24 protein-coding genes and 2 pseudogenes are annotated in these 26,081 nt (G+C 69.4%); 16 read left to right on the top strand and 10 right to left on the bottom strand.

What is annotated here, in order from left to right:
• The first annotated feature begins 32 nt into the window (after nucleotides 1–32).
• From ID574_RS36495 to ID574_RS36480, 4 genes are read left to right on the top strand one after another with little or no spacing between them, the layout of a single operon-like run.
• Entirely contained in the window at nucleotides 33–3,119 is a 3,087-nt protein-coding gene (locus ID574_RS36495; RefSeq protein WP_188193577.1) for a DUF3604 domain-containing protein, read from the top strand.
• Complete coding sequence (locus ID574_RS36490) at nucleotides 3,119–4,075, top strand: ABC transporter substrate-binding protein (RefSeq protein ID WP_188193576.1); 957 nt, start codon at nucleotides 3,119–3,121, stop codon at nucleotides 4,073–4,075. Before ID574_RS36495 ends, ID574_RS36490 begins: the two co-directional genes overlap by 1 nt.
• A 4-nt stretch (nucleotides 4,076–4,079) precedes the next feature.
• Entirely contained in the window at nucleotides 4,080–5,270 is a 1,191-nt protein-coding gene (locus tag ID574_RS36485) for a quaternary amine ABC transporter ATP-binding protein (protein ID WP_188193575.1), read from the top strand.
• Between the two features lie 19 nt (nucleotides 5,271–5,289).
• On the top strand, nucleotides 5,290–6,171 hold the full coding sequence (locus ID574_RS36480) for an ABC transporter permease (protein WP_336245585.1): 882 nt from the start codon (nucleotides 5,290–5,292) through the stop codon (nucleotides 6,169–6,171).
• A 218-nt stretch (nucleotides 6,172–6,389) separates the two neighbouring features.
• Here the strand turns inward: ID574_RS36480 and ID574_RS36475 are convergent, their stop codons facing one another.
• Nucleotides 6,390–7,010, bottom strand: a complete 621-nt coding sequence (locus ID574_RS36475) for an L-threonylcarbamoyladenylate synthase (RefSeq protein ID WP_188193573.1) — start codon at nucleotides 7,008–7,010, stop codon at nucleotides 6,390–6,392.
• Between the two features lie 179 nt (nucleotides 7,011–7,189).
• Here ID574_RS36475 and ID574_RS36470 point away from each other — a divergent pair, with 179 nt between their 5' ends.
• Both ID574_RS36470 and ID574_RS63035 read left to right on the top strand, forming a co-directional pair.
• The gene (locus tag ID574_RS36470; RefSeq protein WP_223167444.1) at nucleotides 7,190–7,603 is read left to right on the top strand and encodes an FAD-dependent monooxygenase; all 414 of its coding nucleotides are present in this window, start codon (nucleotides 7,190–7,192) and stop codon (nucleotides 7,601–7,603) included.
• Entirely contained in the window at nucleotides 7,573–7,935 is a 363-nt protein-coding gene (locus tag ID574_RS63035) for an aromatic-ring hydroxylase C-terminal domain-containing protein (RefSeq protein WP_442939360.1), read from the top strand. Before ID574_RS36470 ends, ID574_RS63035 begins: the two co-directional genes overlap by 31 nt.
• On the opposite strand, the gene ID574_RS36465 is transcribed toward ID574_RS63035, so the two are convergent.
• Nucleotides 7,836–8,420, bottom strand: coding sequence for a TetR/AcrR family transcriptional regulator (locus ID574_RS36465; protein ID WP_223167443.1), 585 nt, complete (start codon nucleotides 8,418–8,420; stop codon nucleotides 7,836–7,838). The two genes, ID574_RS63035 and ID574_RS36465, sit on opposite strands and share 100 nt — an antisense overlap.
• Between ID574_RS36465 and ID574_RS63030 the strand changes: the two genes are divergently transcribed.
• On the top strand, nucleotides 8,359–9,210 hold the full coding sequence (locus ID574_RS63030; RefSeq protein WP_188193795.1) for an isochorismatase family protein: 852 nt from the start codon (nucleotides 8,359–8,361) through the stop codon (nucleotides 9,208–9,210). The two genes, ID574_RS36465 and ID574_RS63030, sit on opposite strands and share 62 nt — an antisense overlap.
• Nucleotides 9,211–9,534: 324 nt before the next feature.
• Here ID574_RS63030 and ID574_RS63025 read toward each other — a convergent pair.
• Nucleotides 9,535–10,758 (bottom strand): annotated as a pseudogene (locus ID574_RS63025) (coniferyl aldehyde dehydrogenase); the annotation flags it as partial.
• 47 nt (nucleotides 10,759–10,805) lie between these two features.
• Nucleotides 10,806–11,513, bottom strand: coding sequence for an SDR family NAD(P)-dependent oxidoreductase (locus ID574_RS36450; RefSeq protein ID WP_223167442.1), 708 nt, complete (start codon nucleotides 11,511–11,513; stop codon nucleotides 10,806–10,808).
• Between ID574_RS36450 and ID574_RS36445 the strand changes: the two genes are divergently transcribed.
• Nucleotides 11,427–12,176: a TetR/AcrR family transcriptional regulator gene (locus ID574_RS36445; RefSeq protein WP_223167441.1), complete on the top strand. Its 750-nt coding sequence runs from the start codon at nucleotides 11,427–11,429 to the stop codon at nucleotides 12,174–12,176. The genes ID574_RS36450 and ID574_RS36445 overlap by 87 nt on opposite strands.
• Nucleotides 12,173–12,976: a maleylpyruvate isomerase family mycothiol-dependent enzyme gene (locus ID574_RS36440; RefSeq protein ID WP_188193570.1), complete on the top strand. Its 804-nt coding sequence runs from the start codon at nucleotides 12,173–12,175 to the stop codon at nucleotides 12,974–12,976. Before ID574_RS36445 ends, ID574_RS36440 begins: the two co-directional genes overlap by 4 nt.
• A gap of 311 nt (nucleotides 12,977–13,287) precedes the next feature.
• Here the strand turns inward: ID574_RS36440 and ID574_RS36435 are convergent, their stop codons facing one another.
• Nucleotides 13,288–14,469 carry a M24 family metallopeptidase gene (locus ID574_RS36435; protein WP_188193569.1) on the bottom strand — a complete coding sequence of 394 codons (1,182 nt, stop codon included), beginning with the start codon at nucleotides 14,467–14,469 and terminating at the stop codon, nucleotides 13,288–13,290.
• Nucleotides 14,470–15,067: 598 nt separating this feature from the next.
• Between ID574_RS36435 and ID574_RS61915 the strand changes: the two genes are divergently transcribed.
• Genes ID574_RS61915 through ID574_RS36425 form a run of 3 tightly spaced genes read left to right on the top strand, consistent with a single transcriptional unit; the run spans nucleotide 15,068 to nucleotide 17,224 of the window.
• Nucleotides 15,068–15,685 (top strand): MFS transporter, encoded by a 618-nt coding sequence (locus tag ID574_RS61915; RefSeq protein WP_262496092.1) that lies wholly within the window; start codon nucleotides 15,068–15,070, stop codon nucleotides 15,683–15,685.
• 13 nt (nucleotides 15,686–15,698) lie between these two features.
• The gene (locus tag ID574_RS61910; RefSeq protein WP_262496091.1) at nucleotides 15,699–16,397 is read left to right on the top strand and encodes an MFS transporter; all 699 of its coding nucleotides are present in this window, start codon (nucleotides 15,699–15,701) and stop codon (nucleotides 16,395–16,397) included.
• A complete protein-coding gene (locus tag ID574_RS36425) occupies nucleotides 16,394–17,224 on the top strand; it encodes a carbohydrate deacetylase (RefSeq protein WP_188193568.1) in 831 nt (276 codons plus the stop codon). Before ID574_RS61910 ends, ID574_RS36425 begins: the two co-directional genes overlap by 4 nt.
• A 13-nt stretch (nucleotides 17,225–17,237) precedes the next feature.
• On the opposite strand, the gene ID574_RS36420 is transcribed toward ID574_RS36425, so the two are convergent.
• On the bottom strand, nucleotides 17,238–17,522 hold the full coding sequence (locus tag ID574_RS36420) for a hypothetical protein (protein ID WP_188193567.1): 285 nt from the start codon (nucleotides 17,520–17,522) through the stop codon (nucleotides 17,238–17,240).
• 265 nt (nucleotides 17,523–17,787) lie between these two features.
• Between ID574_RS36420 and ID574_RS36415 the strand changes: the two genes are divergently transcribed.
• Nucleotides 17,788–18,942: a DUF418 domain-containing protein gene (locus ID574_RS36415; RefSeq protein ID WP_188193566.1), complete on the top strand. Its 1,155-nt coding sequence runs from the start codon at nucleotides 17,788–17,790 to the stop codon at nucleotides 18,940–18,942.
• A 261-nt stretch (nucleotides 18,943–19,203) separates the two neighbouring features.
• Here the strand turns inward: ID574_RS36415 and ID574_RS36410 are convergent, their stop codons facing one another.
• The 3 genes from ID574_RS36410 to ID574_RS36400 all read right to left on the bottom strand — a co-directional run bounded on the left by ID574_RS36410 (nucleotide 19,204) and on the right by ID574_RS36400 (nucleotide 21,522).
• Nucleotides 19,204–20,052, bottom strand: a complete 849-nt coding sequence (locus ID574_RS36410; RefSeq protein ID WP_188193565.1) for an aldo/keto reductase — start codon at nucleotides 20,050–20,052, stop codon at nucleotides 19,204–19,206.
• A gap of 152 nt (nucleotides 20,053–20,204) precedes the next feature.
• On the bottom strand, nucleotides 20,205–20,870 hold the full coding sequence (locus tag ID574_RS36405) for a nitroreductase (RefSeq protein ID WP_188193564.1): 666 nt from the start codon (nucleotides 20,868–20,870) through the stop codon (nucleotides 20,205–20,207).
• 166 nt (nucleotides 20,871–21,036) lie between these two features.
• Entirely contained in the window at nucleotides 21,037–21,522 is a 486-nt protein-coding gene (locus ID574_RS36400) for a MarR family winged helix-turn-helix transcriptional regulator (protein ID WP_188193563.1), read from the bottom strand.
• A 432-nt stretch (nucleotides 21,523–21,954) separates the two neighbouring features.
• Between ID574_RS36400 and ID574_RS36395 the strand changes: the two genes are divergently transcribed.
• Nucleotides 21,955–22,158: a hypothetical protein gene (locus tag ID574_RS36395; RefSeq protein ID WP_188193562.1), complete on the top strand. Its 204-nt coding sequence runs from the start codon at nucleotides 21,955–21,957 to the stop codon at nucleotides 22,156–22,158.
• Nucleotides 22,131–22,247, top strand: a pseudogene (locus tag ID574_RS63020) (hypothetical protein); the annotation flags it as partial. The gene ID574_RS36395 and the pseudogene ID574_RS63020, both read left to right, overlap by 28 nt.
• A 151-nt stretch (nucleotides 22,248–22,398) precedes the next feature.
• Here ID574_RS63020 and ID574_RS36385 read toward each other — a convergent pair.
• Complete coding sequence (locus ID574_RS36385) at nucleotides 22,399–25,017, bottom strand: hypothetical protein (protein ID WP_188193561.1); 2,619 nt, start codon at nucleotides 25,015–25,017, stop codon at nucleotides 22,399–22,401.
• A gap of 513 nt (nucleotides 25,018–25,530) precedes the next feature.
• Between ID574_RS36385 and ID574_RS36380 the strand changes: the two genes are divergently transcribed.
• Nucleotides 25,531–26,019: a DUF6790 family protein gene (locus ID574_RS36380; RefSeq protein WP_188193560.1), complete on the top strand. Its 489-nt coding sequence runs from the start codon at nucleotides 25,531–25,533 to the stop codon at nucleotides 26,017–26,019.
• Nucleotides 26,020–26,081: the final 62 nt, after the last annotated feature.

Here is a 26,081-nt window from a genome sequence, read left to right as displayed (position 1 = left end):
GCGGGCTATCTGAGTTTCGGAAAGGCCAGGACGTGGGCGGACAGCACGGCGGACATCGCGGCCACGGCTGCTGCGGGGTCGACCACCACACCGGGGAATACACCGAGGCGCAACGCGCGGATCTCGACCGGGTGCTCGCCTTCAACCGGCGGATGGCGAAGGCGATCGAGGATTGCCGCGACGTGTCCGGCGTGGAGGCGCTGCTCGATCCGGACCCCTTGCGCTACATGTGGGTCGACGAGGGCGGCGGCCGGCTTCCCGAGTTCCTCGAGCGGGCCGAGGCGTCGCTCTCCTCGGCACCACGTCTCGAAGGGCACCGCCGAGCGGCCGGGGGAAGCGTCTGGGAGTCGGGGACCGCGACCCGTCCCAGCGTCGCGACCACACCGGACGGTCGCGTCCTCCACGCCTGGATCGAGTGGGAGAAGGACGCCGGCGACCGCGTGATGGCGCTGCTCCTCGGCGCTGCGGAGGCCGAAGGGGACCCGGTCGTGCTGTCCGGTGAGCCCGCCGACTGCTTCCGCCCCACCGCGCTGTTCGACGCCGACGGCCGCCCGTGGGTCTTCTACGCTCGCGCGCAGGAGGGCGCCGTATCGGTCTTCTGCCGCCGCCGCGAACAAGGCGGCTGGACCGGCGAAGAGCTGGTCAGCACGACCGATCACCCGTCGTTCAACCAGGAGGCGATCGCGCACGTCGACGGTGGCGTCGAGGTCTGCTGGCAAGGGCCGCTGGGCAAGCGGTTCGGCATCTACGCCCGCCGTTGGCGTGACGGCACCTGGTCAGAGCCGCGCCTGGTGAGTGACGGAGTCGAGGGGAACGTGTGGGATCCCGCGGCGGCTGCCGCGCCGGGAGGCGGCACCGTCTATGCCTGGTGCGAGTACCGCCAAGGCGCCTACCGCATCGCGGTCCGCCATGCCGACCCCGCCGGCGCACTCGCGGACCCGCGTCCGGTGACCAGCGGGAGCGACTACGCGCTGCACCCCAGCCTCGCGGTCACCGCGGACGGGGCCGTCTGGTGCGGTTTCGACGTCATCACCGTCGCCGGCCACGGCGGCTCCGGCCCCACCCGCCTGCGACCGGCCGACGAACTGCCGGACTCGCCGAGCATCGTGGGGATGCGGGAGAGCGGGGAGTTCATCCCACCGGAGCTACTGCCGGAGATCTCCGCCTCGATCCGGGTCGTGCGCCTCGGCAACGACGGCTTGTACGAACCGGAAGGTCTGCTCGCGCCCGGCCTCGACGTCGTGCCGAGTGGGCTGCCGCGCCTCGCCGCCGACCCTGCGGGCGGCTTGACCGTCGCCTATCGGATCCACCGTCGCCTGCCCCTGATGACCTACTACTGGGAGGTCGCCACCCAGACGCTCGGCCCGGACGGCTGGTCACCACCGACGACGCTCGCCGCCAGCGACGGCACGCTCGAGGAACCGGCGATCGCTCCGCTGCCGAGCGGCTCCCTCGTGGCGTGGCAGACCGACAACCGTCTGGAGCGCGCACTCACCTGGACCGAGGGCTTCGGCGGCCGGGAGTGCCCGTTCCTGCTGGAGCACCACGGTGAGGTCATCTGGCACGGGATGCATGGGACCGGTGCCATCAGGGCGGCCACGTTGACCGCGACGGGGCGGGCGATCGCGACGCGCAGGCTCGACGTCGTTCACAGCGACGAGCGGCGCGAGGCGCGCGGATGGGCCGACTCCAGCGGGAGCCGTTACCGCACGACCGTGAACGACACGGAATATGCGCTGTACTGGGGTGACCTGCACCGCCACTCCCTCATCAGCCGCTGCACGTCCGGCGACGAGCCGTCCCTCGAGGACTTCTACCGCTACTCCTGGGACGTATGTGAGTACGACTTCTGGGCGGTCACCGACCACTCCGAGAACAGCACCGACTACCAATGGTGGTCGATCCAGAAGATGGCCGACCTGTTCCGCGTCGACGGGCGTTTCGTTCCGTTGTACGGCTTCGAATGGACCGGGCTCATGGGGCACCAGAACGTCATCTACGGGGACGTGCAACGCGGCGCACCGATCTTCTCGGCCTACGCGAAGGGATCGGAAACCCCCGCGGAGTTGTGGCAGGGGCTTCGCCGGCACCCGGAGTTTCCAGCGATCACCATTCCGCACCATCCGGGCTCGGCGATGGTGCCGTTCGACTGGGACTACCACGACCCGCAGTTCCTGCGTGTCGTAGAGGTCTTCCAGGCCTGTCGCGGCAACTACGAGGACGACGGTTGTTTCCGGCAGTACGCCGACGGCACGCTTCCCGGCACGTTCGTCCTCGACGGCCTGCGTCGCGGGCAGCGGTTCGGGCTCATCGCGTCCTCCGACCACGGGCACGGGGCCAGCTACGTCGGCGCGTACGCCGAACGACTCGATCGCGAAGCGGTGTTCGACGCGCTCTACAACCGCCGCGTGTTCGCGGCCACCCAGCGTGGCATCGTCGTCGACACGCGGATCGGCGACGTCTTCATGGGCGGCGAGGCCGAGCTCGACGGTCCGGTGGAACTGGACGCGTTCGCCCGCGGTTACGGGGAGCTCGCCCGTATCGAGGTCGTGCGCAACGGCGAGGTCGTCCACACCGTGCTTCCGGACCTCGGTCTGCCTCGGCGCTGGATCGCCGTCCCGGTACGGGTGGAGTGGGGCATGAGCCCGGTGACGACGGACTGGAGCGGCTGCGTCAGCATCCTCGGGGGCGAGCTGTTGCGGACACCGTACTGGAGCCCGGAGATCACCGAGGCGGACCGGCACCGCGTCTGCTGGGCGAACACCACCAAGAGCTTCGGTGCGCCGTACGGCGCGCAACGCGGCGGCGTCGAGTTCACGTTGATCGGACCGGCCGAGGCCACGGTGATCGTGAAGACGGCGCAGGGCGGGGTCACCACGACCCTTGGCGCGCTCGAAGACGGCGTCGTCGATGTGCCGGTCAACGGGCCGGGGCGGCTGCGGCTGCAGCCGGGCGTCGGTGGGCTGACCGGCCTCGGCGGACACGAGCGGCGACTGCGATGGACCGACCTGTCCGGCGCGCCGGCTTGGTACTACGTGCGCGTCTATCAGACCGACGGCGAGATGGCATGGTCCTCGCCGATCTGGGTCGGCACTCCTGTGGAAGAGAGGTATCGGTGATGTCGAGGAAACCGTTCGGCCCGATCGTGCTCGCGGCGCTCATCGCGTTGCTCGCCGGGTGTAGTGGTGCGAGCACCGAAGGGTTCGCCGACTCGTCCGGCGGCGGCAAGCATGTCGCGCGGTTCGTGCAACAGCCGTGGAGCGACCTCGTCGTGGAAACGAAGATCGCCACCCAGGTGCTGGATCAGCTCGGCTACAAGACCAGTACCCAGGAGGTGTCGGTGCCGCTGGCGGGGCAGGCCTTGTCGACGGGACAGGCGGACGCCTACCTCGGCAACTGGTGGCCGAGCCAGCAGACGGTCTTCGGCAAACTGCTGGACGACAAGAAGGTGGAGGTAGCGGGGACTCTGCTCACCGGCACCCAGTACGCACCGGCGGTGCCCGGGTACGTCACCGAGCGGCTCGGGGTGCGTTCCCTCGCCGATCTCGACAAGCACGCGGACGAGTTCGGCCGGCAGATTCTCGGGATCGAGCCGGGCACTCCCGGCAACAAGGTCATCAGCGACGCCATCGCGAAGGACGCCTACGGGCTCGGTGACTGGAAGCTGGTACAGAGCAGCACGGAGGCCATGCTCGCCGAGGTGACCCGCTACGCCGCGAAGCAGCAACCGGTCGTCTTCCTCGGGTGGAGCCCGCATTGGATGACCCCGGAGTTCAAGCTCCACTTCCTCGACGACCCGAAGCACGTGTGGCCCGGGGCCGGTGAGATCCGGGTGCTCACCCGCCACGGCCTCGCCGGCGAAGATCCGAACCTGCACCGATTCCTCTCGCAGATCCGTGTCGAGCCCGACACCGCGTCGCAGTGGATTTCGAGCATCGAGAAGCAGAAGAAGCCCGCTGAGACCGTGGCCCAGGACTGGATCCGCGGCAACCCCGGCGTGTTGCGGACGTGGCTCGACGGTGTCACGAGCGTCGACGGCAAGCCCGCAGCCGACGTGGTCCTCGGAAAGGGGTGACCAGATGATCGAGGCCAGTCACCTCAGCAAGGTGTACGGGCTGCCGCCGAACCGGGCGCTGCCGCTGCTGACTGACGATCGGCGGCACGAGGCCGTACGACAGGCCGGTGGATTCCTCGGCGCCGACGACGTGAGCCTCAGGGTCCAGCGCGGGGAGTTGTTCGTCATCATGGGCCTGTCCGGCTCGGGGAAGTCGACCGTGCTCCGCATGATCAACCGGCTGGTCGAACCGACCGGCGGACGGTTGATCATCGACGGACGGGACGTCCTGGCCATGGCCGAGGACGACCTGCGGGAGCTGCGCAATCGCCGGATCAGCATGGTGTTCCAGCACTTCGCGCTGTTCCCGCACCGAACGATCCGGGAGAACGCCGCGTACGGCCTGAAGGTGCGCGGCGTCCCCGCCAAGGAGCGGCTCGAACGGGCCGACTGGGCGCTGCGGCGCGTGGGTCTCGGGGACCGCGGCGACACGCGTCCGGACGCCTTGTCCGGCGGGATGAAACAACGTGTCGGCCTGGCCCGCGCGCTTGCGACGGATGCGGACATCCTGCTCATGGACGAACCGTTCAGTGCCCTTGATCCGCTGATCAAGCGGGAGATGCAGGAACTGCTGCTGACGCTGCAGGCCGAAGATCAGCGCACGATCGTCTTCGTCACGCACGACCTCAACGAGGCCATGCGGATCGGGCACCGCATCATGGTGATGAAGGACGGCCGCGTCGTGCAGTGCGGCTCCGGGCAGGAGATCCTGGCCTCACCGGCCGACGATTATGTCAGCGATTTCGTCGCCGACGTCGACCGCTCACGTGTCCTCACCGCAGCCTCGGTGCTGCGTCCGCCGTTGCTGACGGCGCGATTGGCGGACAGTCCCGAGGACGTGTTGCGGCGCCTCGGGGCCGCCGAGATGAACGGCCTCTTCGTGCTCGACGAACTGGGATGTCTCCTCGGCGTCGCCCGTGACGACCTGCTGGCCGACGCCGTGCGGAACGGTGAGGAAGATCTGCGCAACTGCCTGGTGCAGGAGTACGAGACCGTGCCGGTGGACCGGCCGCTGATCGAGTTCTGTCATCTCGCCGGTCGGCACACGGTCCCGATCGCCGCGGTCGACGAGGACGGGCGGCTGCTCGGAGTGGTGCCGCGGGCCGCGATCCTCTCCTCCCTGGCGAGTCCGAAGAAGGTGACGGCTCATGCCTGACCTGCCGGTGGACGCGTGGGTGGAGCGCGCCGTCCAATTCCTGCTGGACAACTTCTCCGGCGTGTTCGACGTGGCCTCGACGCTGATCCTGCAACTCGTCAACGCGTCGTACTTCGTGCTGATCCGCCCGCATCCGCTCGTGCTGCTGGCCTGCTTCACCGCGCTCGCGTGGGCGGCGACGCGCCGGTGGCAACCCGCGCTCATCACGTGCCTCGGCCTCTTGCTCATCCAGTCGATGGCGATGTGGGCCGAGACGATGCAGACCCTCGCCGTCGTCATCGTCGCCGCCGTCGTGGCGCTCGTCGTCGGCATTCCGGTCGGCATCGCCGCGGCGCGTAGCCCGCGGCTGAGCGTCGCCGTGCGTCCGGTTCTCGACTTCATGCAGACGCTGCCGGTCTTCGTCTACCTGCTACCGGCCGTCTTCTTCTTCGGGATCGGTGTCGTGCCGGGCGTCGTCGCCACCACCGTCTTCGCGATCCCGCCCGCGGTGCGGCTCACCGAACTCGGCATCCGCCAGGTCGATTCGGAGGTGATCGAGGCCGCACAGGCCTTCGGATCGCGGTCCCGGCAGATCCTCCGTGACGTTCAACTGCCGCTTGCGATGCCCACGATCATGGCCGGGGTCAACCAGGTCATCATGATGGCGCTGTCCATGGTCGTGATCGCCGGCATGGTCGGCGGCGGCGGGCTGGGCGCGGTGGTCGTCGAGGCGGTCACCCGGCTCGATATCGGGCGCGGCTTCGAGGGCGGGCTCTCCGTCGTGATCCTCGCGATCTACCTCGACCGGGTGTCGGCCGCCTTCGGTGAGCGGCAGGGCAGAAGCCGTCGCCTGCGAACGCGCCCGACATCTGGCACCGTTCCGACGCTCGGAGAAGGCCCCTTGGAACCTCTGGCGCGATGAGCTGTGAGGACGGGACGCAGAGGGACGTTGCGAGTCAGATCGTGAAACCCCTCTCGAAGCGGTCCTCCGATCCCATTGCCCACAATGCCGGCCGAGACCCCTTCACCGCGGCTGTCACGAGGGCCGCCGTACTCGCTGAGGCCACGGCTGATCGTGGGCAACGGGTTCCTGTGCGAGCAGCCATCGCGCAACCGTGTGTGCTTGACTGTTTCGATCACCTACTCGAAGAGGGACAGGTCCCCGGTGCCTCTGCGGAGGATCTCGGGCTCGTTCTGCGAGAAGTCGATGACCGTCGTCGGTTCGTCACCGCACTCGCCGGAGTCGATCACAGCGTCCACGACGTGGTCCAGTCTTTCCTTGATCTCCCAGCCCTGCGTCATCGGCTCGGTCTCATCGGGCAGCAGCAGGGTGCTGGACAGCAGCGGTTCGCCGAGTTCGGTCAGCAACGCCTGCGTGACGACGTGATCTGGTATCCGAACACCGACCGTCTTCTTCCTGGGATGCAGCAACCGCCGCGGCACCTCCTTCGTCGCAGGCAGGATGAACGTGTAGCCGCCGGGGGTCGCCGCCTTGAGCGAGCGGAACAGCGCATTGTTCACGTGAACGAACTGGCCGAACTGGGCAAAGTCCCTACAAACTAAGGTGAAGTGATGGTCGTCGCCGAGATGCCGGATCTCCCTGATGCGGTCGATGCCTTCCTTGTTGCCCAGCCGGCACCCCAACGCGTAGCACGAGTCCGTCGGGTACGCGATCAGCCCGTCCGCGTGAAGGAGATCGACCGCCTGACGGATCATCCGAGGTTGCGGGTTGTCCGGATGTACAGCGAAGTACTTTGCCATGCATGGGAGCTTAGAAGGCGAACACTTCTGCGCATGACACGTGACGTGACACGATGGCCTTGACTTTCTCCGTCTACGGCCTGCCGCCCGCGGAAAGCAGGCCGAGCTCCTCGCCGATCGCGACGTCGGCGAGCAACCACACGCGATCGTCGACACCTGCGCCGACATTCAACCAAAAGATGAGCGCTGCACCGGTCGGCGCCCACCGCCAGAACTCCGCGGTGCACGACGCGCACAATCTGACCTGGAAGCTCGCCGCCGTGCTCGCGGGCCGGGCCTCCGACGCACTGCTCGGCACCTACGAGGCCGAGCGTCGTCCCGTCGCGCTGGAACTGGCCGATCTGACCGTACGCAGCCAGGCGGCCAGGTCGGGCTCACATCCCGAGGACGACCCGAAGGACGCGATCCTGTGCATGCTGGGCCAGAGATACCGGTCCACGGCGACGCCAGGGGCCGAGCACGAGACGGTATTCGGCGTGCACGACCTGTTCCACGACTCCTTCATCCTGCTCTGCGGACCGCGCGGGAAGGGCTGGGCGAGGGCGGCGGACAAGTCGAGAACGTGCGTGGGTACCACGTCGGTGCGGACCTGATCGGCCTCGAGGACGCCTGGCGGGCGCGCTACCGCGACGCCGCCGCGGTCCTGGTCCGTCCGGACGGCTACGTGGCCTGGTGCGCCGACGGCGATCCGGCCGACCCCGGGGCTGAGGTCGCCGACGTCTTGTACCGCGTCCTCCACACCCGCGTGGGGCCTCATGGCGGCGATGCAGACCGGGCCCGAGCCGATCTTGCTGTGGTGGACACGTTCTCGAAGCAGGGCCCTTCTCAGCGGGAGCCGAAGAGGATGCTGTGCACCGTCCCTGTCAGGTGGTGGACGAGGCGTTCCGGTGCCATATCGGCCAAGGGTCCGTTCTTGACGACGTAGCGGCTGAACGTGACTCCGATGAGGTATGCGCCCAGGAGGTCGATGCGCTCCTCGGCGTCGGCTCCGGTGATGAGCGCGCTGTAGGCGTCGATGCTGTGCTGCCGCATGGCGAGGTAGAGGTTCGTGGCGGCGCGCTCGTCCGAGGCGGCGCTGCGGATGAGCGCGATGAAGGGGTCGTTGCCGTCGGCGTTCTCCATGCGGTCGACGAAGGCCTGCGCGATGCGTTCGGGGAGGGTCTCCGGCGTGCCCGGCATCAGGGTCTCCAGGTCCCTGGCGCCGGGCATGGCGGCGATGAACAGCTGCTCCTTCGAGGAGAAGTGCCTCATGACCAGGCCGTGCGTGACGCCGGCGCGCTGGGCGATCTCCCGGATGGTGGCGCGGGCGTAGCCGCGCTCGGCGAACGCGGCGCGGGCGGCGTCGAGGATGGCGGCCCGGCTCGCCTCGGGATCACGCCTGCGTTTCCTGACGATCGGCTCAGTGCTCACCGACGAAGTGTACATCCGGTCATTAACTGCGCGCTCCGGTCGGCGACGCGGGGATGGCAGCGCTCTAATGTACGACTGGTCATTAAACTTCGACAGTGGTACGTTAATGACCAGTTGGTCATTAAGTGACTCTGAAAGGCTCATGATGAACCTCGAACCGCTGTCCCCGGACAACGCCACGGTCGTCCTCGTCGACTACGCCGTCGGCTTCGCCAACCTGCTCCGCTCGCACGACCTGCGCGACCACATCGCCAACGTGGTCGGCCTGGCACAGACCGCCAAGCTCTACGGCAGCGGTCTGGTGGTCACCAACGGCGAGGCGTCCAAGCCGTCCGGCCCCCTCTACCCGGAACTGCTCGAGGTGCTCGGCGACCAGCCGGTGATCGAACGCAAGACCGCGTTCAACTCCTTCCTCGACCCCGACTTCGCCGAAGCGGTACGGGCCACCGGCCGGCGACGGCTCCTCATCGGCGGCATCGCGACCGACGGCTGCGTGCTGCAGACCGCGCTCGGCGCACAGCGGGAGGGCTACGAGCCGTACGTCGTGGTCGACGCCGCCGCCAGCACCAGCAAGGAGGCGCACGACATGGCCGTGCAGCGCATGGCGATGTCCGGCATCGTCCCGGTGACCTGGTGGTCGGTCGCCGCCGAGTTCCAGCTCGAGCCGCGCTTCGCCGACACGCCGCACCGCACCCGCCTCATGGCCGCCTACCAGCCGGCCATGACCATGGCGGGGCGCACGTTCTTCGCCGGCGTGGACCAGGGCCGTCTCACACCCGCGACGGCGTGAGGACCGCTCGGTGCTCAACGCCGCCGGACCCCAGCCCACCCCCGGCCCGTGTCCTGCCTTGCTCTGGTGGCCGTTCTTCTTCGCCGGCGCGATGTCGCCGCTCTTCCTGCTCGCCATCTCACGTCCCGAGCCGCACGGCCTGCGGCTCGGTGACGGGGGCGGCACCTGCCGACGTGCTTCGATGCGGGTCAGGCTTTGGCGGCGGAAGCCGCCGGTTATCGAAGGAAGAAGTTGAGAAGAGCGTCGGTACGCTTGCCGAAGGGGGGCATACAGGAGGCGGGCGGCGTTCCAGCGGCCTTGCACGAAGATGCCCTTGGGGTGGCTGAGCGTCCGGAAGCCCTCGATCCCGTGGTATTGGCCCATTCCGCTCGCGCCGACGCCGCCGAACGGGAGGTCGTCCTGCCCGACGTGCATGATGGTGCCGTTGACGGTGACGTTGCCGGAGATCGTGCGGTCGAGTATCTTGCGCCGGTCCGTGTCGTCTTTGCCGAAGTAGTAGAGCGCGAGCGGTCGTCGTCGTGCGTTGACGTAGTCGATGGCATCGTCGATGTCGCGGTAGGGGAAGATCGGGAGGATGGGGCCGAAGATCTCCTCGTGAGCGATCCGCATCTCGTCGGTGACGCCGAGCACGACGGTCGGCGCGAGGGTGTGCGGGCGGTGGACGGCCTCGCCCGGCCGGTGACCGACCTCGATGATCCGTGCCCCGCGGCTACGGGCGTCTTCGATCAGGTCGGTGAGGATCGCGTACTGCTTGTCGTTGATGATCGAGGTGTAGTCGGGGGCGATGCAGGTCTGTCCGCCACTGAGGAGTTTGCCGAAGACGATGTCGGACACGGTCCGGTCCCGTACGTGTCCCTTGGCGACGATGGTCGGAGACTTGCCGCCCAGTTCCAGCGTGACGGGGACGAGGTTCTCGCTCGCCGCCTTCATCACGGCTCGTCCGACTTCGGTGCTTCCCATGAAGACCAGATGATCGAAGGGCAAGGAGGAGAACGCGGAACCGTCGCCGCTGACGATCGTGACCTGCTCTGGTGGGAAGAGCTCGCTCAGCATCGACGCGAGCACGGTGTTCGTCGCCGGGGCGAACGTCGACGGTTTGAGCATGACGCGGTTGCCGGCGGCGATCGCGGTGACGACAGGCATCAGCGACAGGTTGACGGGATAGTTCCACGGTGAGATGACCCCGACCACTCCGAGCGGCTGATATTCGATGCGGTTGGTGCCGAAACGCATGTGCAGGGCGGTGTGGCGGCGGGTCGGGCGCATGAATCGACGGAGATTGCGCTTCAGGTAGTCGATGCCCTGAACGACGCCGCCGAGCTCCATCATCGCGGTCTCGTGTCGCGAGCGATTTCCGAAGTCGGTGTTGATCGCCTCCTCGATGGCGTTCCGCCGGGCGATCAGTGCCGCCTTGAGCCTGCTCAGATCGCTGCGCCGCGCCGCCGGTGAGGGCGCTCCGTCGCGGAGGTAAGCAGCACGCTGAACAGCGAGGATGTGACCGAAGCGCTCCGCGTCCGTGGGCTGTGGGGTGACTTCTGTGATGGTCATGATGTTGTTCCTTTGCTGCTGTGAGGGTGATGGAGGAGCAGCGCCGGCTAGCGGCGGGCCATCCGGCCCATGAGGCGGACGGTCTGGCGGCGCGGCAGGAACTTGCTGGCGAGGGCGAGCGGGCGGCCGTTGGTGATCACCGACGGGGGCGCGGAGCGGCGGTCGAGCGTGTCGAGGGCGGTCCTGACGACGTGGGCAGGGGCGGCTCGCTTCGTGCCGTAGTCGGCCGTCTGGCTGCCGGCGGCGTCGTAGAACTCGGTCTGCGTGGCGCCGGGGCACACGGCGAGGACGCGTAGGCCGGTGTCGTGGTTCTCCTCCCAGAGCGATTCGGTGAAGCTGAGGACGAAGGCCTTGGTGGCGCCGTAGACGCTCAGGTACGGGGTCGGCTGGAAGCCCAGCAGGCTCGCGACGTTGATCAGGATGCCGGTGTCGGCGGAGGTCAGCGGGCCGATGTAGGCGCGGCTGAGGTCGACCAGCGCGCTGATGTTCAGCGCGATCATGCTCTGCAGGCGGTCTGGATCCTCGTCGGTGAGGGCGTTGTGGGTGGCGAAGCCGGCGTTGTTGACCAGTCCGGTGGCGTAGATACCGCGGGATTCGAGGTCGGCGCGCAGCGTGCGGCCGGCGTCGGGCAGGCCGAGGTCGCGGGCGATGACGGTCACCGTGACGCCGTGGGCGCGGGTGAGTTCGTCGGCCAGCTTCTTGAGCCGGTCCGCCCGGCGGGCGACGAGTACGAGATCCGAGCCGCGGCGGGCCAACTGGCGAGCGAATTCCGCGCCGAGCCCGGAGCTCGCTCCGGTGACGATGACGGTCAAAAACCGGCACCTCTTCGGGAGCAGACCCGCTCGGTGGTTCGCGCGCTACTCGCCCGAACCGCCCTCGAACTGTTCGCCGCCAAGGGGTACGACGACACGACACTCGAGGAGATCGCCGCCGCAGCGGGTGTCTCCAAACGGACCCTGTTCAACTACTTCCGCAACAAGGAGGACCTCGCGCTCAACGGCCTGTCCGAGCAGGGGGAATTGATCGCCGCGCGGCTCGCCGAGCGCCCGGCCGACGAGGACCCGTGGACGTCGCTGCGTGCGGCGTTCCAGGTGCTCGAGGAGATAGACCTCACGGCCGAGCGCCGGCTCGAGATGATCACGTTGCTGTTCGGCAATGAATCCCTGCGCGCCGGGCACGCCGAGAAGCAGGCTCGCTGGCAGGATCTGTTCGCGCCGCTGATCGAGCCGCGACTGCCCGACTCCGACCGCCGCACCCTGCAGGCGCGCGCGATCTCCGCCGCGGCGATCTCCTGCCTCCAGGCAGCGAACGAGGAGTGGGCGCGCATGGGCGGACAGGTCGACCTGTTCGACCTCTACGACGAGGCCGTGCAGGCCATCCGCCGCCCCACCTCACAACCAGAGAAGAAGATGACATGACCGATCGCCTGCCCGCGGCGGACCTGCCGAACATGGTCGCCGCCCTCCGCGCCGAACGCGCCGAGATGGTGAACTTCACCAGCAGCCTCGCCGACGACGAATGGGCGGCACCCAGCGCCGCAGCTGGATGGCGCATCGCCGACGTCGTCGCCCACATCGGTGCGACGGCGCGGAGCTTCTGCACACCCCCCGGACTGGATATGCTCCTCGCCACCAGCCTCGAACAACTCAACGAAGGCCCCGTCGCCCGGCGACGCGGCTGGAGCCGGGCACAGGTCATGGCCGAGTACACCCGCGCCACCCGCCGAGCGACCACACTCCTCGACCTCATCCGACGCACCCCCACCGCCCGGCTACGCATACCGCTCGTCGAACTCGGACGCTACCCCCTGGGCCTGATGATCGGCGGCGCACTCGTCTTCGACCATCACACGCACCTGCGCCACGACATGGCCCCAGCGCTCGGCCGGCCCGTGCCGCCCACCGATGCAGACAGGATACGCGCGGTCCTGACGTGGATGATCGCCGTACTGAGCAATCAGGTCGCGCAGGCGCCAGTCGCCGGGCTCGGCGCCCGCGTCGCACTGACTCTCACCGGCCCCGGCGGCGGGACCTGGTGGATCGACGAGGCAGGCGGCCTGGCTCCTTCCACCGGCGCGGTCGCCGCGCACGTCACCGCCCCCGCGCTGACCTTCCCCGACTGGGGCACGCAGCGGTCGTCCTGGCGCGACAGCGACGTGACGGTCACCGGCGACACCGAGCTCGCCGCCCGCTTCCTCGACGCCGTCAACGTCATCTGATCGGGGCACGGAAGCCCGCCTCCCAGGAAGCCCCCGGACCGCTTGTCCGCTACTTCTGGTGGCGGCGAGGGAGAGCGACAGCGCGAGGACTTTGCCGGAGGGCGCAGGGCCGTCGCCCGCAGCGCAGGCAGGATGAACACCGGGCCGACTTGTGAGAACACTCCTTGCCCATGTGCCCTCCCGCCCTGGACCTCGAAGCGGTGTCTGCTGTCCCGTCCAGCGTGGGCCCGCCGCAGGGGCCCAGCAAATTCGATGCTCCGGAGCTCGGCGGCGGCCGGCTCGGCGCTCCACCGGGATGGCGATGGACGTGTTCAGCGAGGGTCGGAGGTGATCAGCTCGGGGCCGGAGTCGGTGATGATGACGTCGTCCTCGTAGTTGGCGCCGCCGACAGCAGGCATGGAAATCCTGCGCTCCAGCGCGAGGCACATCCCGGCCTCGAGTCGCCCGCTCGCGTCAGGTCCGTCCTCGGCCACCCAGGGCGGCTCGAACGACAGCCCGAGCCCGTGCCCCCACGCCCCGCCCATCTCCGAGCCGGGAAGCCCGTGATGGGCCACGAACTCCGACCGTTCGAACACCTCCTGACACCGCCGCGCCACCTCCCCGACCCGCCGCCCCGGCCGCAGCATCTCGATCCCGGCACGCACGCTGTCACGCACCGCGGCCAGCAGGCGCCGCTGCTCCATGGTCGGTTCCGCGCCCACGACCCAGGTACGGGCGACATCGAACAGGTAGCCGTGCACCGACCCGTACAGGTCGATTCTCAGCAGATCGCCCGCGGACAGCCGTCGGCCGGCGGAGTAGGGGGCGGGGCCGGAGGCGGCGAAAATGTGGGACTCTGTGCCCGACGAGATGCCCATCCCGTAGTAGGCGCCGCCGGCCCGGACGATCTCGGCGATCGCCGCCGCCGCCACCTCGGCCTCCGTGGCCCCCGGCGTGGCCGCGTCGCCCGCGGCCGCCATCGCCCGGGCGCCGAGTGCTCCCGAGGCACGCAGCAGGCTGAGCTCAGCCGGGCTCTTGATCCTGCGCGCCCGCAGGCCCAGATCGTCGGCGTCGACCAGTTCGTGTCCCGGCAGTGTCGAACGCAGCCTGCGCCACCAGGGAGCGGCCATCACCTCGCATCCGATCAGGCCGACCGTGCCCGTCGCAATCGCCTCCCTGATCTGCTCGGCGAGGGCGTCCACGAGATCGGGGGCGGTCCGCAACGGGGCGGCCGGGCGCGGCTCCTGGACCGCGTCGGCGTCGGTCAGCAGCAGCGCGGGGCCGTCCACGGGCAGCGCCACGGCCGCGTGTCCCTGGGCCCGCCACCGCCCAGGGGCGTCGGGGACGAACGGCTGGTGCTGGTAGAAGCCCGTGAGGTAGTAGACGTCGGCGTAGTGGTCGTGTCCCGAGCCGCCTCTCGACCACGCCACGACCCCTTGGAACCCGGCCCGCGCGGCCAGGCGCCGCATCGCGATCTGCCGCTGCACGTACTCTTCGCGATCGATCCCCAGCACACCGGATCCTTGCCCAGCAGCGCGGCCCTGTCACGCGGACCAGAACGCCTGGTGACGGCCGAGCACTCATCAGCACTTGGCGCTCATGCGCGTGCCGAAAGGACCGGAAGCGCCGGATCGCTGTCTCGGCGCGGTCGACGGTGCCGAGGTCGTGATGATGCGACACGCCGTTGGCGAAGGGGCGCAGACGCCCGTCCATCGGTGTGCACCTGCGGCGGGTCGCCGTCAAGGCTGAGCAAGCGGCCAAGAGCACGAGGCGGGACATCTCGGCCGGCACACCAGGTGCCGTCAGGTTCTTCACCGTCGGAGGGCCATGTTCGCTGCCGCCTCGGGGAGCACCCCAGGGATATCTCTAAATGCCGAAAGTCACGAATGGGCAGGGACGGATCGGCGTGAGGCGAATGGCCGCTGGTCATGACGGTCCCTGCTCTTCCTGGTCGTCCGGCGCGGCACGACTCCGCTTCACCCGCTGTTCTCCTTCGAGCGCGAGGGTAACGTCGCGCACAGCGGCGGCATCGGCAAGGAAGGTGATCGCGTGTCCCAGCCCGGTACGGCCTCTGTCCCACAGCGGACTCCAGCGTGGCGCTACGCCATCGGGATGTTCGGCACCTCCATCCCGATCAACATGATCAAAGGGTCGATGATCCTCTTCTACGTCGACATTCACGGGCTCGACGTCCGCGCTTACGGCGTGGTCATGGTGATCTACGCGGTCATCGACGCGCTCGACAACCCGCTGCTCGGCCATCTCTCCGACCGCACCCGAAGCCGGTTCGGCCGGCGCCGGCCGTGGCTGCTCGTCGGCGCGCCGATGCTCGCGGCCTGCATGATCGCATTCTTCTCCGCGCCGACCACTCTGGGGGGCATGGGCCTCCTGCTCTGGTTCGCGGTGTTCGCGATCCTGTGCGAGGCTTTCGACTCGATGCTCAACGCCAACTACGGCGCGCTGCTCCCGGAGCTGTACCCGCGGGAGCGCGACCGCGCCGTTGCCAACGGGCTGCGCCAGGGCTTCCAGCTCGTGGCGCTGGTGATCTCGCTCGCGGTGACCCCGTTGCTCACGACGGAGGTGTTCGGCACCGAGGAATCCACCGAAGGCTTCCAGATCACAGCGATCATCTACGGCGCGGTCGCGCTCGTCGTGATCGTGTTCATGGCGCTCGGCGCGCGCGAGAATCCCCGCTACTCCACACGGGGGGCGGCCGCTGCTGCTGCGTAGCCTGTGGTCGATCGTGCGCAACCCGATGTTCTGGACGGTCGGGCTCACCGGCGCCTGTTACGGGATGGCCATGGCGCTCGTGCTCTCGGGCATCCAGTTGTACGTCCGCTACTCGCTCGGGCTCCCGGTCGGGAACGCGCTCTACCTCCAGGGCGTCGTCATCCTCGTCTCGGCGGGCGGCCTCGTGGTGTGGACGCGCGTCGTCGCACGACGCGGCGCCCTGTGGACCTGGCGGCTCGCCTTCGCGGTCCTCGCGGCCGGCTTCGCGGCCTTGTTCTTCGCCACCGACCTCCTCACCGCGATCGCCGCGGGGATGCTCGTCGGTGCCGGGTGGTCGGGCATGCTGGCGACGAACGACCTCATCGTCGCGCGTGTGCTGGACGCCGACGCGGCGCGCAACGGGGAGCACCGCGAAGGGCTCTTCCTGTCCGCGTTCGGCTTCTTCGGCCGGCTCAACGGCATCGTGACCGGGCTTGCGCTCACATCGCTGGGCGTCTTCTTCGGCTACAACTCGGGCGACGACCCCGGCGCCGACCCCGGGCTCGCGTTCCGGGTGTACTTATGCGCGTACCCGTTCGTGCTGACGACGATCGGCGCGATTGCGGCGCGACTCATCTCGGTCCCGGTCGAGACGCCGCCCGAGGCGGCTGAGCCGGTCGAGCCGCCGCCCCCCGGGCCTGTGGACGAGTCCCCCGTGGAGCGCCCCCGATGACCCGTCGCGTCGTGATAACGGCCGACGATCTCGGCCGGGAACCGGGGACGACCGAGGTCATCGCCGCACTGCTCGCCGACGGACATGTCTCCGCGACGACGCTCATCTGCGTCTCGCCGGCCGCGGAGCAGGCCGCGAAACAGGTACGGGAGCTCGGCGTCGTGCCGCGGCTGCACGTGACGCTCACCAGCGAGCGCGGGCTCCCGCGCTGGCGGCCCCTCGACGGCGCGGCGAGCCTCGTCGATCCGGACGGGACACTCAGTGACGACCCGTGGGTTCTGGGGGCCCGGGGCGAGGCCCAGGATGTCATACGGGAGGCGGAGGCACAGCTGCGCTGGATGCGCGAGCGGGGCCCCGTTCCTGAGGCGGCCGACTCCCACGCCGGCACCCTCTACGGTCTGCACGGCAGATCGTGGCTCGCCGAGGCGCTCGAGTGGTGTGCGCGCCACGGTCTCGCCTTCCGGCTGCCCCGTGACCCGGAGCCGTACTTCGGCGGGCCGCTCCCGCCGCCGCTCGCGGCCGCGCACGAGCGCGCCGTCGCCCTCGCCGACGCACTGGGCGTGTCCATCCCACAGACGATCGCGACCAACCGGCGCAGCGCCGGTGAGCTCGGCGCCTACGAGCGACTGCGGGACGATTACCTCCGCCGGCTGTCAGCCCTTCCGGAAGGCACGAGCGAGTTGTTCCTGCATCCGTCCCGCGAGGACGCGGTCACGGGACCGGACGGCATCGTGCGGACCTGGGAGACGCGGCTGCTGCGTGATCCGGTGTGGCACGACGCTCTCGAGAGTGAGGGCGTCGAGGTCGTCGGAGGCTGGTGGACCTGACAGTGGGGCGAGGTCAGGCATTGGTGGTCGCGGTGGGGCGGCCGGTCACCGTGGCGGCGACCTGAACGATTTCGTCCGGACTGGTGCGGACGAGCGGGTTGATCGCGCGGAGGTTGAGCCGTCTGCCCTCGTAGCCCGGGCCGGTCAAGGTGGCGGCCTGGGGGGCGTTGCCGTCGAAGACGACCTTTAACCGCCAGGTGTCACGCTGCAGGGTGACCACCGGGCCGATGGGCCGTTCGGTGACGTCCGTGGTCCAGTCGTGCCTGCATGCCTGTTGAGTCAACACGTTGGGCCGCATTCGGTCGTACTCCCTTCGTATGGGGCCGATCTCGCACGGAAACCGGTCCTATACAGATGGGATGCGGTGAGTGGGGGAGTTGGATCCCTTCCGCGGGCGATGATTGAGAAATTCGGGCACCTTCCGCATCTGTCTCGTCATCCTGAGTGCCCATGGCACGGATCGGGGATCGCCGGCGTCGGTCGTGAAGGGCCGACTTTGGTCGGTCCCTCACCCTTCCGAAGGTCGATGTGCCGTGCGCTCCGTCCTTCCTAGCGTCGTTCCCATGACGCGAGTGCGTGAGATCGACGCCGTGCGGGGCTTCGCGTTGGCCGGCATCCTTGTGGCCAACATCGGGTTCTTCGCCGACCCCCGCTACGCCGTCTCCATCGGCACCATGCCGATCAGCGACGGCCCCGTCGCGTTCTTGGTCAGCACGTTCGTGCTGACCAAGTTCTACATCCTGTTCTCGTTCCTGTTCGGCTACTCCTTCACACTCATGACCCGCGACGGCGTGGACGTGAAGGGCAGGATGCTGCGACGCTGCCTGGGCCTGTTCGTGATCGGGGTGGCGCACGGGTTCCTGCTGTGGATCGGCGACATCCTCACCCTGTACGCCGCGCTCGGGCTGATCCTGCTGGCCATGCGGGGCGTGTCGGCCAGGAAGGCGGTCGTCGTCGGCTGCTGGATCATCGGGGTCATGTCGGTGATCTGGCTGATCCTCGCCGGGCTGACGCTGCTGGACCCGGGCTCGCCCCAGGCCGGGGACGCGGCTGCCGGACTGCGGGCCGAGGAACTGGTCAGGGACGGCCCTCTGGGCTTTTTGACGTTCCAGGTCCAGACATATCCGGCTCTGGCGGCGATGGTGCTGCTCGGGCAGGGGCCGATGGCGATGGCGCTGTTCCTGTTCGGGCTGGCGGCGGGGAAAGCGCGGCTGCTGGAGGAGCCGGAGCGCTGGGCACACCTGGTGCCGCGTGTGCAGTGGGCGGGCTTCGGCGTCGGCGTGCCCGCCGCGGTCTTCTTCAGCTGGGCGACCTCGGGCGGCGGCGAGGCCCTGCAACTGGTCGCGATGGCACTGAACAACGTGACCTCGGTTCTCCTGACCGCCGCCTACGTGGTCACGTTGCTCCAGGTGATCAAGCGCGTGCCCGCCGTCGGCCGCGCGCTGGCCCCCGCCGGGCGCATGGCGGCCTCGAACTACCTCGGCCAGTCGGTGCTGTGCTGCCTGGTCTTCACCGGGTACGGGCTGGCGCTGGCGGGCACGCTGTCACCGCTGGCCGTGATGGGCGTCGCGGCGGCGATCTACGCAGTGCTGCTGGCACTCAGCATGTGGTGGCTGCGCCGGCACCGGTACGGTCCCGTCGAGTATGTGTTGCGAGCGCTGACGCGTGGGCGGTCGGACGCCGGGGCTCGTGCGGATCCGACGCGGTCCGGAGCCTGATCGGGCCACACCACCTCGTCACTGGGCGTACCAGTGTCCTACTCGCGGTGAAATGTTCCGCTTCGGCCGCCCCACACCGAGGGTGCCGGTCCCGCCGATTACGACGACCTTCATGGGAACCCTGTCCTGCCCGCCGGGGCACCCATGTGCCGACCGGTCGCCAGCTCAGACAAGACAGCCTCCGGGGTTGTGGCAGCTGCCGTGAATTTCTTCTCTCAGGCGGCGCGGCGGAGAATGGCGCCCTCCCACGGCCTTTTGCGATCAGGCGAGGTCGGCGAGGTCCTCCTCGGTGAGGGTGATCGACCGGGCGGCCACGTTCTCCTCCAGGTGTGCCACGGAGCCGGTGCCCGGGATGGCCAGGGCGACCGGGGACAGCGCCAGCAGCCAGGCCAGGGCGATCTGCTGGACGGTGGCGCCGTGCCGTTCGGCGACCTTGACCAGCCCGGGGTCGTTGATGTCGGCACGGCCGCCGCCGAGCGGGGAGAAGGGGACGAAGGCGATGCCGGCCTGCGTGCAGGCGTCCAGGACGGCCGTCTCGTCGCGGTTGGCGATGTGGAAGTGGTTCTGGACGGCCGTGACAGGGGCGATCGGGCGGGCCTCGGCGAGGTGGCCGGCGTCGACGTTGCTGAGGCCCAAGTGGTGGATCAGGCCCTCCTCGCGCAGCGCGGCGAGCGCCTCGAAGCGTTCGGCGAGTGATTCGCCGTGGGGAGGCTCCATCGTGCCGATGCGCAGGTAGACCAGGTCGAGGCGGTCCAGGCCCAGGCTCTCGAGGTTGGCCTCGACCTGGGGCCGTAGGTCGGCGGGGCCGCCCGGGCGGGGGCCGTCGGGCCCGAAGACGGGGCCGACCTTGGTGGCGATGACCAGATCGTCCGGGTACGGGGACAGGGCCTCGCGGATCAGGGCGTTGGCGCGCACCGAGCCGTCCTGGTTGCGGTAGAAGCCGGCGGTGTCGATGTGGTTGACGCCGAGCTCGACGGCGCGGCGCAGGACGGCCCGGCCGGTCTCGGGGTCGCGGGCGAGCCCGCCCGGGCCGGCCTGGGGCAGGCGCATGGCGCCGAAGCCGAGCCGGTCGATCGTCAGGTCGCCGCCGAGGCGGAACCGGTTGGTCATGTCTCTCCTCGTTATGAGATGTGGTGTCTGTGAGAAAGCGGGAGCGTCACTTCGGCCGGCGCCGAGGCAGGACTCCGTGGCAAGAGCCGGGCGGGCGACGACAGCCACACCAGGCGGGAGACGCCCCGGTCACACCGCAGGCGATTGCCGTACTAGCCCTCGACGAACGTGACGGTCTCGTCGAGCGGCGCGCGGCCCGTACGGACGTAACCCACCGTGACGTCCTCGAACCCGATCGACATGCCGCAGAAGAGGATGAGCTCCTCTGGGGGTGACAGAACCTCCGCGACGGTCCTGCGATAGACCGACCACGCCATCTGAGGGCAACTGTGCAGTCCTTCGGCGCGCAGCAGCAGCATGACGGTCTGCAGATACATGCCGACGTCGGCCCATTGGGGCGGGCCCATGTCGCGGTCGATGTAGCAGAACAGGGCGGCGGGCGCGCCGAAACACTGCCAGTTGTCGGCAGCGGCCCTCTGGCGCGCCTCCCAGTCCTCGCGCGTAACACCGAGTGCGCTGTAACGCTCCTTGCCGAAGGTGGATCGGCGCTCACCGTACGGGGACTTCAGCGCGGGCGGGTACATCTCGTACTCCCGCTCGTCCCAAGGATCGCCCGCCGCCACGCGCCTGCCGGCGCGCTTCTTGAGCTCGGCCAGCGGTCCGCCGGTCACCACGTAGGCGTGCCAGGGCTGGAGGTTCGATCCGGACGGCGACCAGGCCGCGGCGGACAGCACGCGCTCCAGCACCTCCCTCGGGACGGGCCGGTCGGTGAATCCGCGCACCGCCCGCCGGCTCGTGACCGCCTCATAGACATCCATGATCGCTACCTCCTCATCGCTCAACGCGTCTAACTTCGTTACGTTCTGGACGGTATTACTTGCGATCGTATCATTCAATACTATTCGCCGTCATATGTGTCCTGCGTATCGCGTGGAAGCCGCATAGGACGAAGCGCCCGCGGCGGGCGACGGCGCCCGGGCGCGCTTAGGCCTCGCCGCCTGCGGGATAGGCGAACCGGATCAGCAGATCCCTCAGTTGCTCCGCTTCGCCGGGCTCCAATCCGGCCGCCAGACGCTCAGCCAGCGGCTCCGCCGCCACATGGGCTGCATCGAAAAGCTCGACACCCTGAGGCGTGATCTCCACTGCTCGCGCCCGCCGGTCCCCCGGAACGGCCTTGCGTACGGCCAGCCCCTTCCGCTCCAGGTCGTCCACGACACGCATGATTCCCGCCTTGTCCGACCCCGTCGCCGCCGCAAGGTCCCGCTGCACCGTGGGTCCGCGGTCGACCAGCACGAGCAGCACGGCAAAATGCCGCAACTCTATGCCGAGCGGCCGAAGCGCCTCTGTCATCACCGTGGCCGCGCGCCAGTGCGCCTGGCGCAGCAGGAGGCCGAGCGCGAAAGGCGAGGCATCCCCGGGGCGGTCGGTCGCACGCGAGGCGGTGGTTTTGTGAGGGAGGTCGCCGGTCATAAGGACATTTTACCGAAGACCTTTTTATTCGATACGGTCTCATTTGAGAGGAAAACCGGCTCCACGGCCGAGCTACTGGGAGACGCTGGTGGCGCTGCGCCGCGCACGGTCAGCCCCTTGGCAACTGCAGCACGGCCTCGGCCTTGCCCACCCCGATGGCCTGGATCTCCGCGGCCAGCGAGACGGCCGCTGCGCGCTCGCCGGAGAAAAGGCGCACGACCACCAGCGAGTGTCGAAGGCGCCGTACCGCAGTGCGGCCTCGGCGGCGGACAAGGCGCGGATCGCGCGCGTCGCCGCGTCGGGGTCAGCTCGGTCTGCGCGCCGCAGGAACCCGCCCATGGCCGCGACACCACCGCGACGCTGGGCCCGGTCGGCGGAGGCGGGCAGTTCGGTGGCGACCTCTTTGTCGGCGTCGGCCGCCGCGTGTGCACGGTGCCACGCGCGCCGGTCTGGGTCGGCAGCGGGGTCGATCGCCTCGGCGAGGGCTCGATGCACGGTGCGGCGGTCGCGCGGAGCAACAACGTCATGTCACCGAGCGGCTCGGCCGCCGCCGTCAGCAACATCTGCTGCGCCGGCGCCGGCAGCGACCGCACCCGCCGGGCGAAGCTGTGCTCGATCTGGCTCACCAACGGCTGAACGTCCGGCCGCCCGAACCCGCCGAGCCGGAGCGGCTCAGCCTCCGTACCTTGATGGCGCTGCTGGACATCCTTGACTGCACCATGGAGGACCTCATCGAACCGTCACGGGCCCGGCCATCGGGGGAGATGGAGGCCGGAATCGGCCGACGCTGCGCCGCTCACGCGGGGCCGCGGCGGTGCTCCGGCATGTGGCGAAGGCGGACCCGCCGCATGGGTGTGCGGCGGGTCGCGGCGGCTGTCATCCGTGTGAGTTGTTATCGGTTGTCAGGACGAAACGCGCGAGCTCCAGCCGGTCGATGTCCGGTCCGTACGCCGCCGCGTTCCCGAGGACGATTGCGCCCGTGCCCGTGGTCAGCGTGAGGGGCGTCGCCTGCGGCCAGAAGTTGTCCCAGGCGTAGTTGTGCCGGAACACGCCGCGCGTCGTCGTGCCGCCGGTCTCGGTGATGTCGAGGAAACGGCTGATGACGTCGGTGTTGTACGGGTGTCCGGTGTTCCTGTCGGCGTTGGCGTAGTGCACCGTCAGGACGTACTCGCCGGGGCCGAACCCGTCCGGGCGGGGGAGGGTGAGCGTGTTGCCCGGGCCGTTTCCGATGTGGCCGACGTACGCGCCCGCCGAGGCGTTCGACCCGCTCGTGGCGGGGACGTTGACCACGCTCGCGGTTCCTGCGCGCGGCGCCTGCTCGGCCTCGATCCGGTGGACGGCCGCGTCCGCCTCCGCCGCCCGTGCCGTGGTGAGCTCGCGCAGCTGCAGGTGGGCCGGGCCGCCCACGTCGATCGTGGAGATGCCGGCCGGGAGGTACACCCGGGCCCGCGAGGAGCCCTCGCCGGGATGCGTCGCCCGCAGGCCGCCGATCGCCCGCCCGTCGACTCGGACCCGCAGCTCGCCCCTGCCGTGCGCCCGGTAGGCGAGCGTCAGGTCGTAATAGCCGTCCTCGCTCGCGACGACGAAGAACGTGGCCCGCGCGTCGCCGCCGAGCGCGATGGCGGGTCCCTTCGCCCGGCGGGTGATCCGCGCGCCTCCGGACAGCCGCGCCTCGTCGGCGGGGTAGGCCGCGCGCTCGGCCCCGGTCACCTCGGTGAGGTCGAACTTGTCCAGTGTGATGTCGCTGCCGGGCAGCCGGTTCACGCCGTCGGCGCTGGTGCGAACCGACAGCTCGTGGGTGCCTGCGGTCAGCTCGAGCTCGACGTCGGTGCGGCCGCGGTAGGTCCAGCCGAGGTTCGCCGAATACTGCACGATCTGGTTCAGCGTGCCGTCCACGAACAGGGCGTGCCTGCCCGGCGCCTTGTTCGCGCCCTGGTAGATGCCCAGCCGGTAGCGGCCGTCGCGGGGCACGGTCACGGAGAACGTCGCGGCCGAGTCGGTCCGGTTCATGGCGCCGACGTCCCGCTTGCCGGAGGTCGCGTACAGCTGGGGGTCCGCCGTCGTGTCCTGGTTGAAGGCCTGCGCGGAGGTGAGCGTGGCGGACTCCGCCTCGACCGAGACCGTCCACGGCGCGTCGGGCGCGGGCTCGCCGCCGCTCGCGGGCACGACGGTGACCCGGTAGGCGGCCATCACGTCTCCGCCGGGCAGGTCCACCTGCAGCGCGCCCCCGGGCACCTCGGCGCGCCGGGCGGCGATGACCGGCGGCTTGAGCGCGTCGCCCTCGTACCCGGTCCAGGTCGTCTTGGACACCACGACGTCGACCCGCTCGCCGAAGACGGCGGGGTCGAGCCCGGAGATGTCGAGCCGGACGGGCTCCGAGCCGCCGCCGACCAGGATCGTGCCGCGCCGCGCGGACGCGTCGACGGCCGCGACCGCCTGGACCGTGTCGGCGACGTTCAGCTGGGGCGGGGTCGCCTTGACCGTCTGCCCGGTCAGGTCCGCGTACCACTTGAGCAGCCACCAGCCGCCGTTGGCCTGGCGGGTGCGTACGGCGTGGTCGTCGAGGTTGCCGGCGTAGGTCCAGTAGGCGCCGTTGGCGTCGACCTTGGTGTCCTCGAACAGCGAGATCCACTGGATCATCTGGCCGGGTACGGACATGTCGCGGCGGTTGCCGTACTCGGTGACGTTGACGGGCAGCGGGCCGATGCCGAGGTCGCGCTCCATCTGGCGGAAGTGCTGGTAGTGGCCCCGGTATTCGGCGAGCCGGCTCCGCTGCAGCTCGTGCCAGGACACGACGTCCGGCAGACAGTCGCCCTCGGGGTCCCCGGCACAGGGCGTGTTCTTGGCCCAGGTGAGGAAGTCACGGAGCCTGTCGTGCCGGTAGATCGCCTCGTTCGGGCCGACGATCTTGGCGTCGGGATCGATCGACCGGACTTTCTCGAACACGGCCTTCCAGTCGCTGAAGAACTTCTGCTTCTGCGTGGACCAGTTCTGGTACCAGATCAGGTCGGGCTCGTTGAACAGCACCCAGGCGAACTTGTGCTTGTCCTGCGGCCGCTCCCGCACGACCTTCCGCACCATCGTGTCGACCTTGGCGAGGTAGTCGTCGATGCCGAGGTTCTCGTAGGGCCACTGGCTGTAGACGTCCTGCGTCATGATGACGATCTCTTCGCCGCCGTTGGCGAAGTAGCCGTCCGCGACGACGAGCGCATCACCGTTCGGATGCTGGTCACCGTCCGGTGCCTTCTGCGAGACGGTGCGCGGCCGGGCGCCGGCGACGAGGGGGTCGCCGGGGACGCCCGGGTCCGAGAGGCCGTAGAGCATGCCGGTGGCGCCGCCGTGGACGGGGCCGGTGCGCTGTGCGAAGTCCACGGCGACCACGTCCGGGGCGGCGGACGCGGCGGCCGAGGTGGCGGGCAGGCCGGCGGTCAGGGTGGCGAGCGCCGCGAGCGCGGACGCCGTGCGGGCATGCCGGAACAACCGATGTCGGTGCATGACTGTCCTCTCCTGGTGCCGGGCTGTCCGTCCGGCTGGGGGGTGGGGGTGCGACCCGGGAGGGCGGCTTACTTGACGGCGCCGCCGGCACGGGCCGCAGCGGCGGTGGGATGACCGGGACGAGCACGCGCGCCGGCCCGGCGCCGTCCATGCGGGCGGCCTCCTCCGGGGACGGCGGCACGATCCGGACCGAGCTGATGGTGACCGCGGCAGGCGACGGCACCTCGGCGCAGGGTGTCAACGACGGCAGCAGACATCGGGATCTCTCTTCCGGGCGGAGTGGGTGCCGCTGGCTGAGACCGGCTGACCAGGCTCGTGTGACCGGTCACATGCTTGACGGCAAGTGTGACCGGTCACACGTGCCCTCGGGAAGAGCCCTTTGCGGGATCGTTACGCGCGGATTTCGTGAACGCGACGGCAGGGGCGGGCATTCGATGCGGGCGGCTTCGCGCGTCTCAGGACACGCGCCGCCAGGTGCGGTTCAATCGCCGGGACTGTCCTTAGCCTGATGTCATGATCTTCGTCCTCGTCACCTTCCTGGGACTGGCCGTCGCCGCGCTGGTGCATACCCTTGTCGATGGCGCCCCGGCGCGGCGCACCCGGCACCGTGTGATCGAGCTCTGGCTGCTGTGGTTCGTGGCCGGGGGTGGCGTGCTGGCGATGTTCGGGGGATTGATGCACATCGGTCCGTACGCGCCGCAGATCGCCGACAGCATCGGGTTCGCGCGCAGCCCGTTCCAGTGGGAGGTGGGGTGGGCCGACATCGCGGTCGGCCTCATCGGCTTGCTGAGTATCTGGAACAGGGGGTCGTTCATGACCGCCGCGGTCATCGCCCTCGCCGTCCTCTATTGGGGTGACGCCGCCGGCCACATCATGCAGTGGGTCGCTCATGACAACACGGCGCCCTACAACATCTGGACGATCCCCACCGACATCCTCCAACCGCTGATCGCGGTCGTCCTGCTCATCCTCTATCGGCGGGGCGACGTGTCCCGCAGGTGAGACCGGCGGGAGTGCGCATCGGAGCAATGCGCGTCCCTATGAACGACATGATGCCCGCGGCC

It is taken from the genome of Nonomuraea sp. SYSU D8015 (assembly GCF_008065375.1).
In the GTDB taxonomy this organism is placed as follows: Bacteria; Actinomycetota; Actinomycetes; order Streptosporangiales; family Streptosporangiaceae; genus Nonomuraea.
This window is presented reverse-complemented; position numbering and strand designations above follow the sequence as displayed.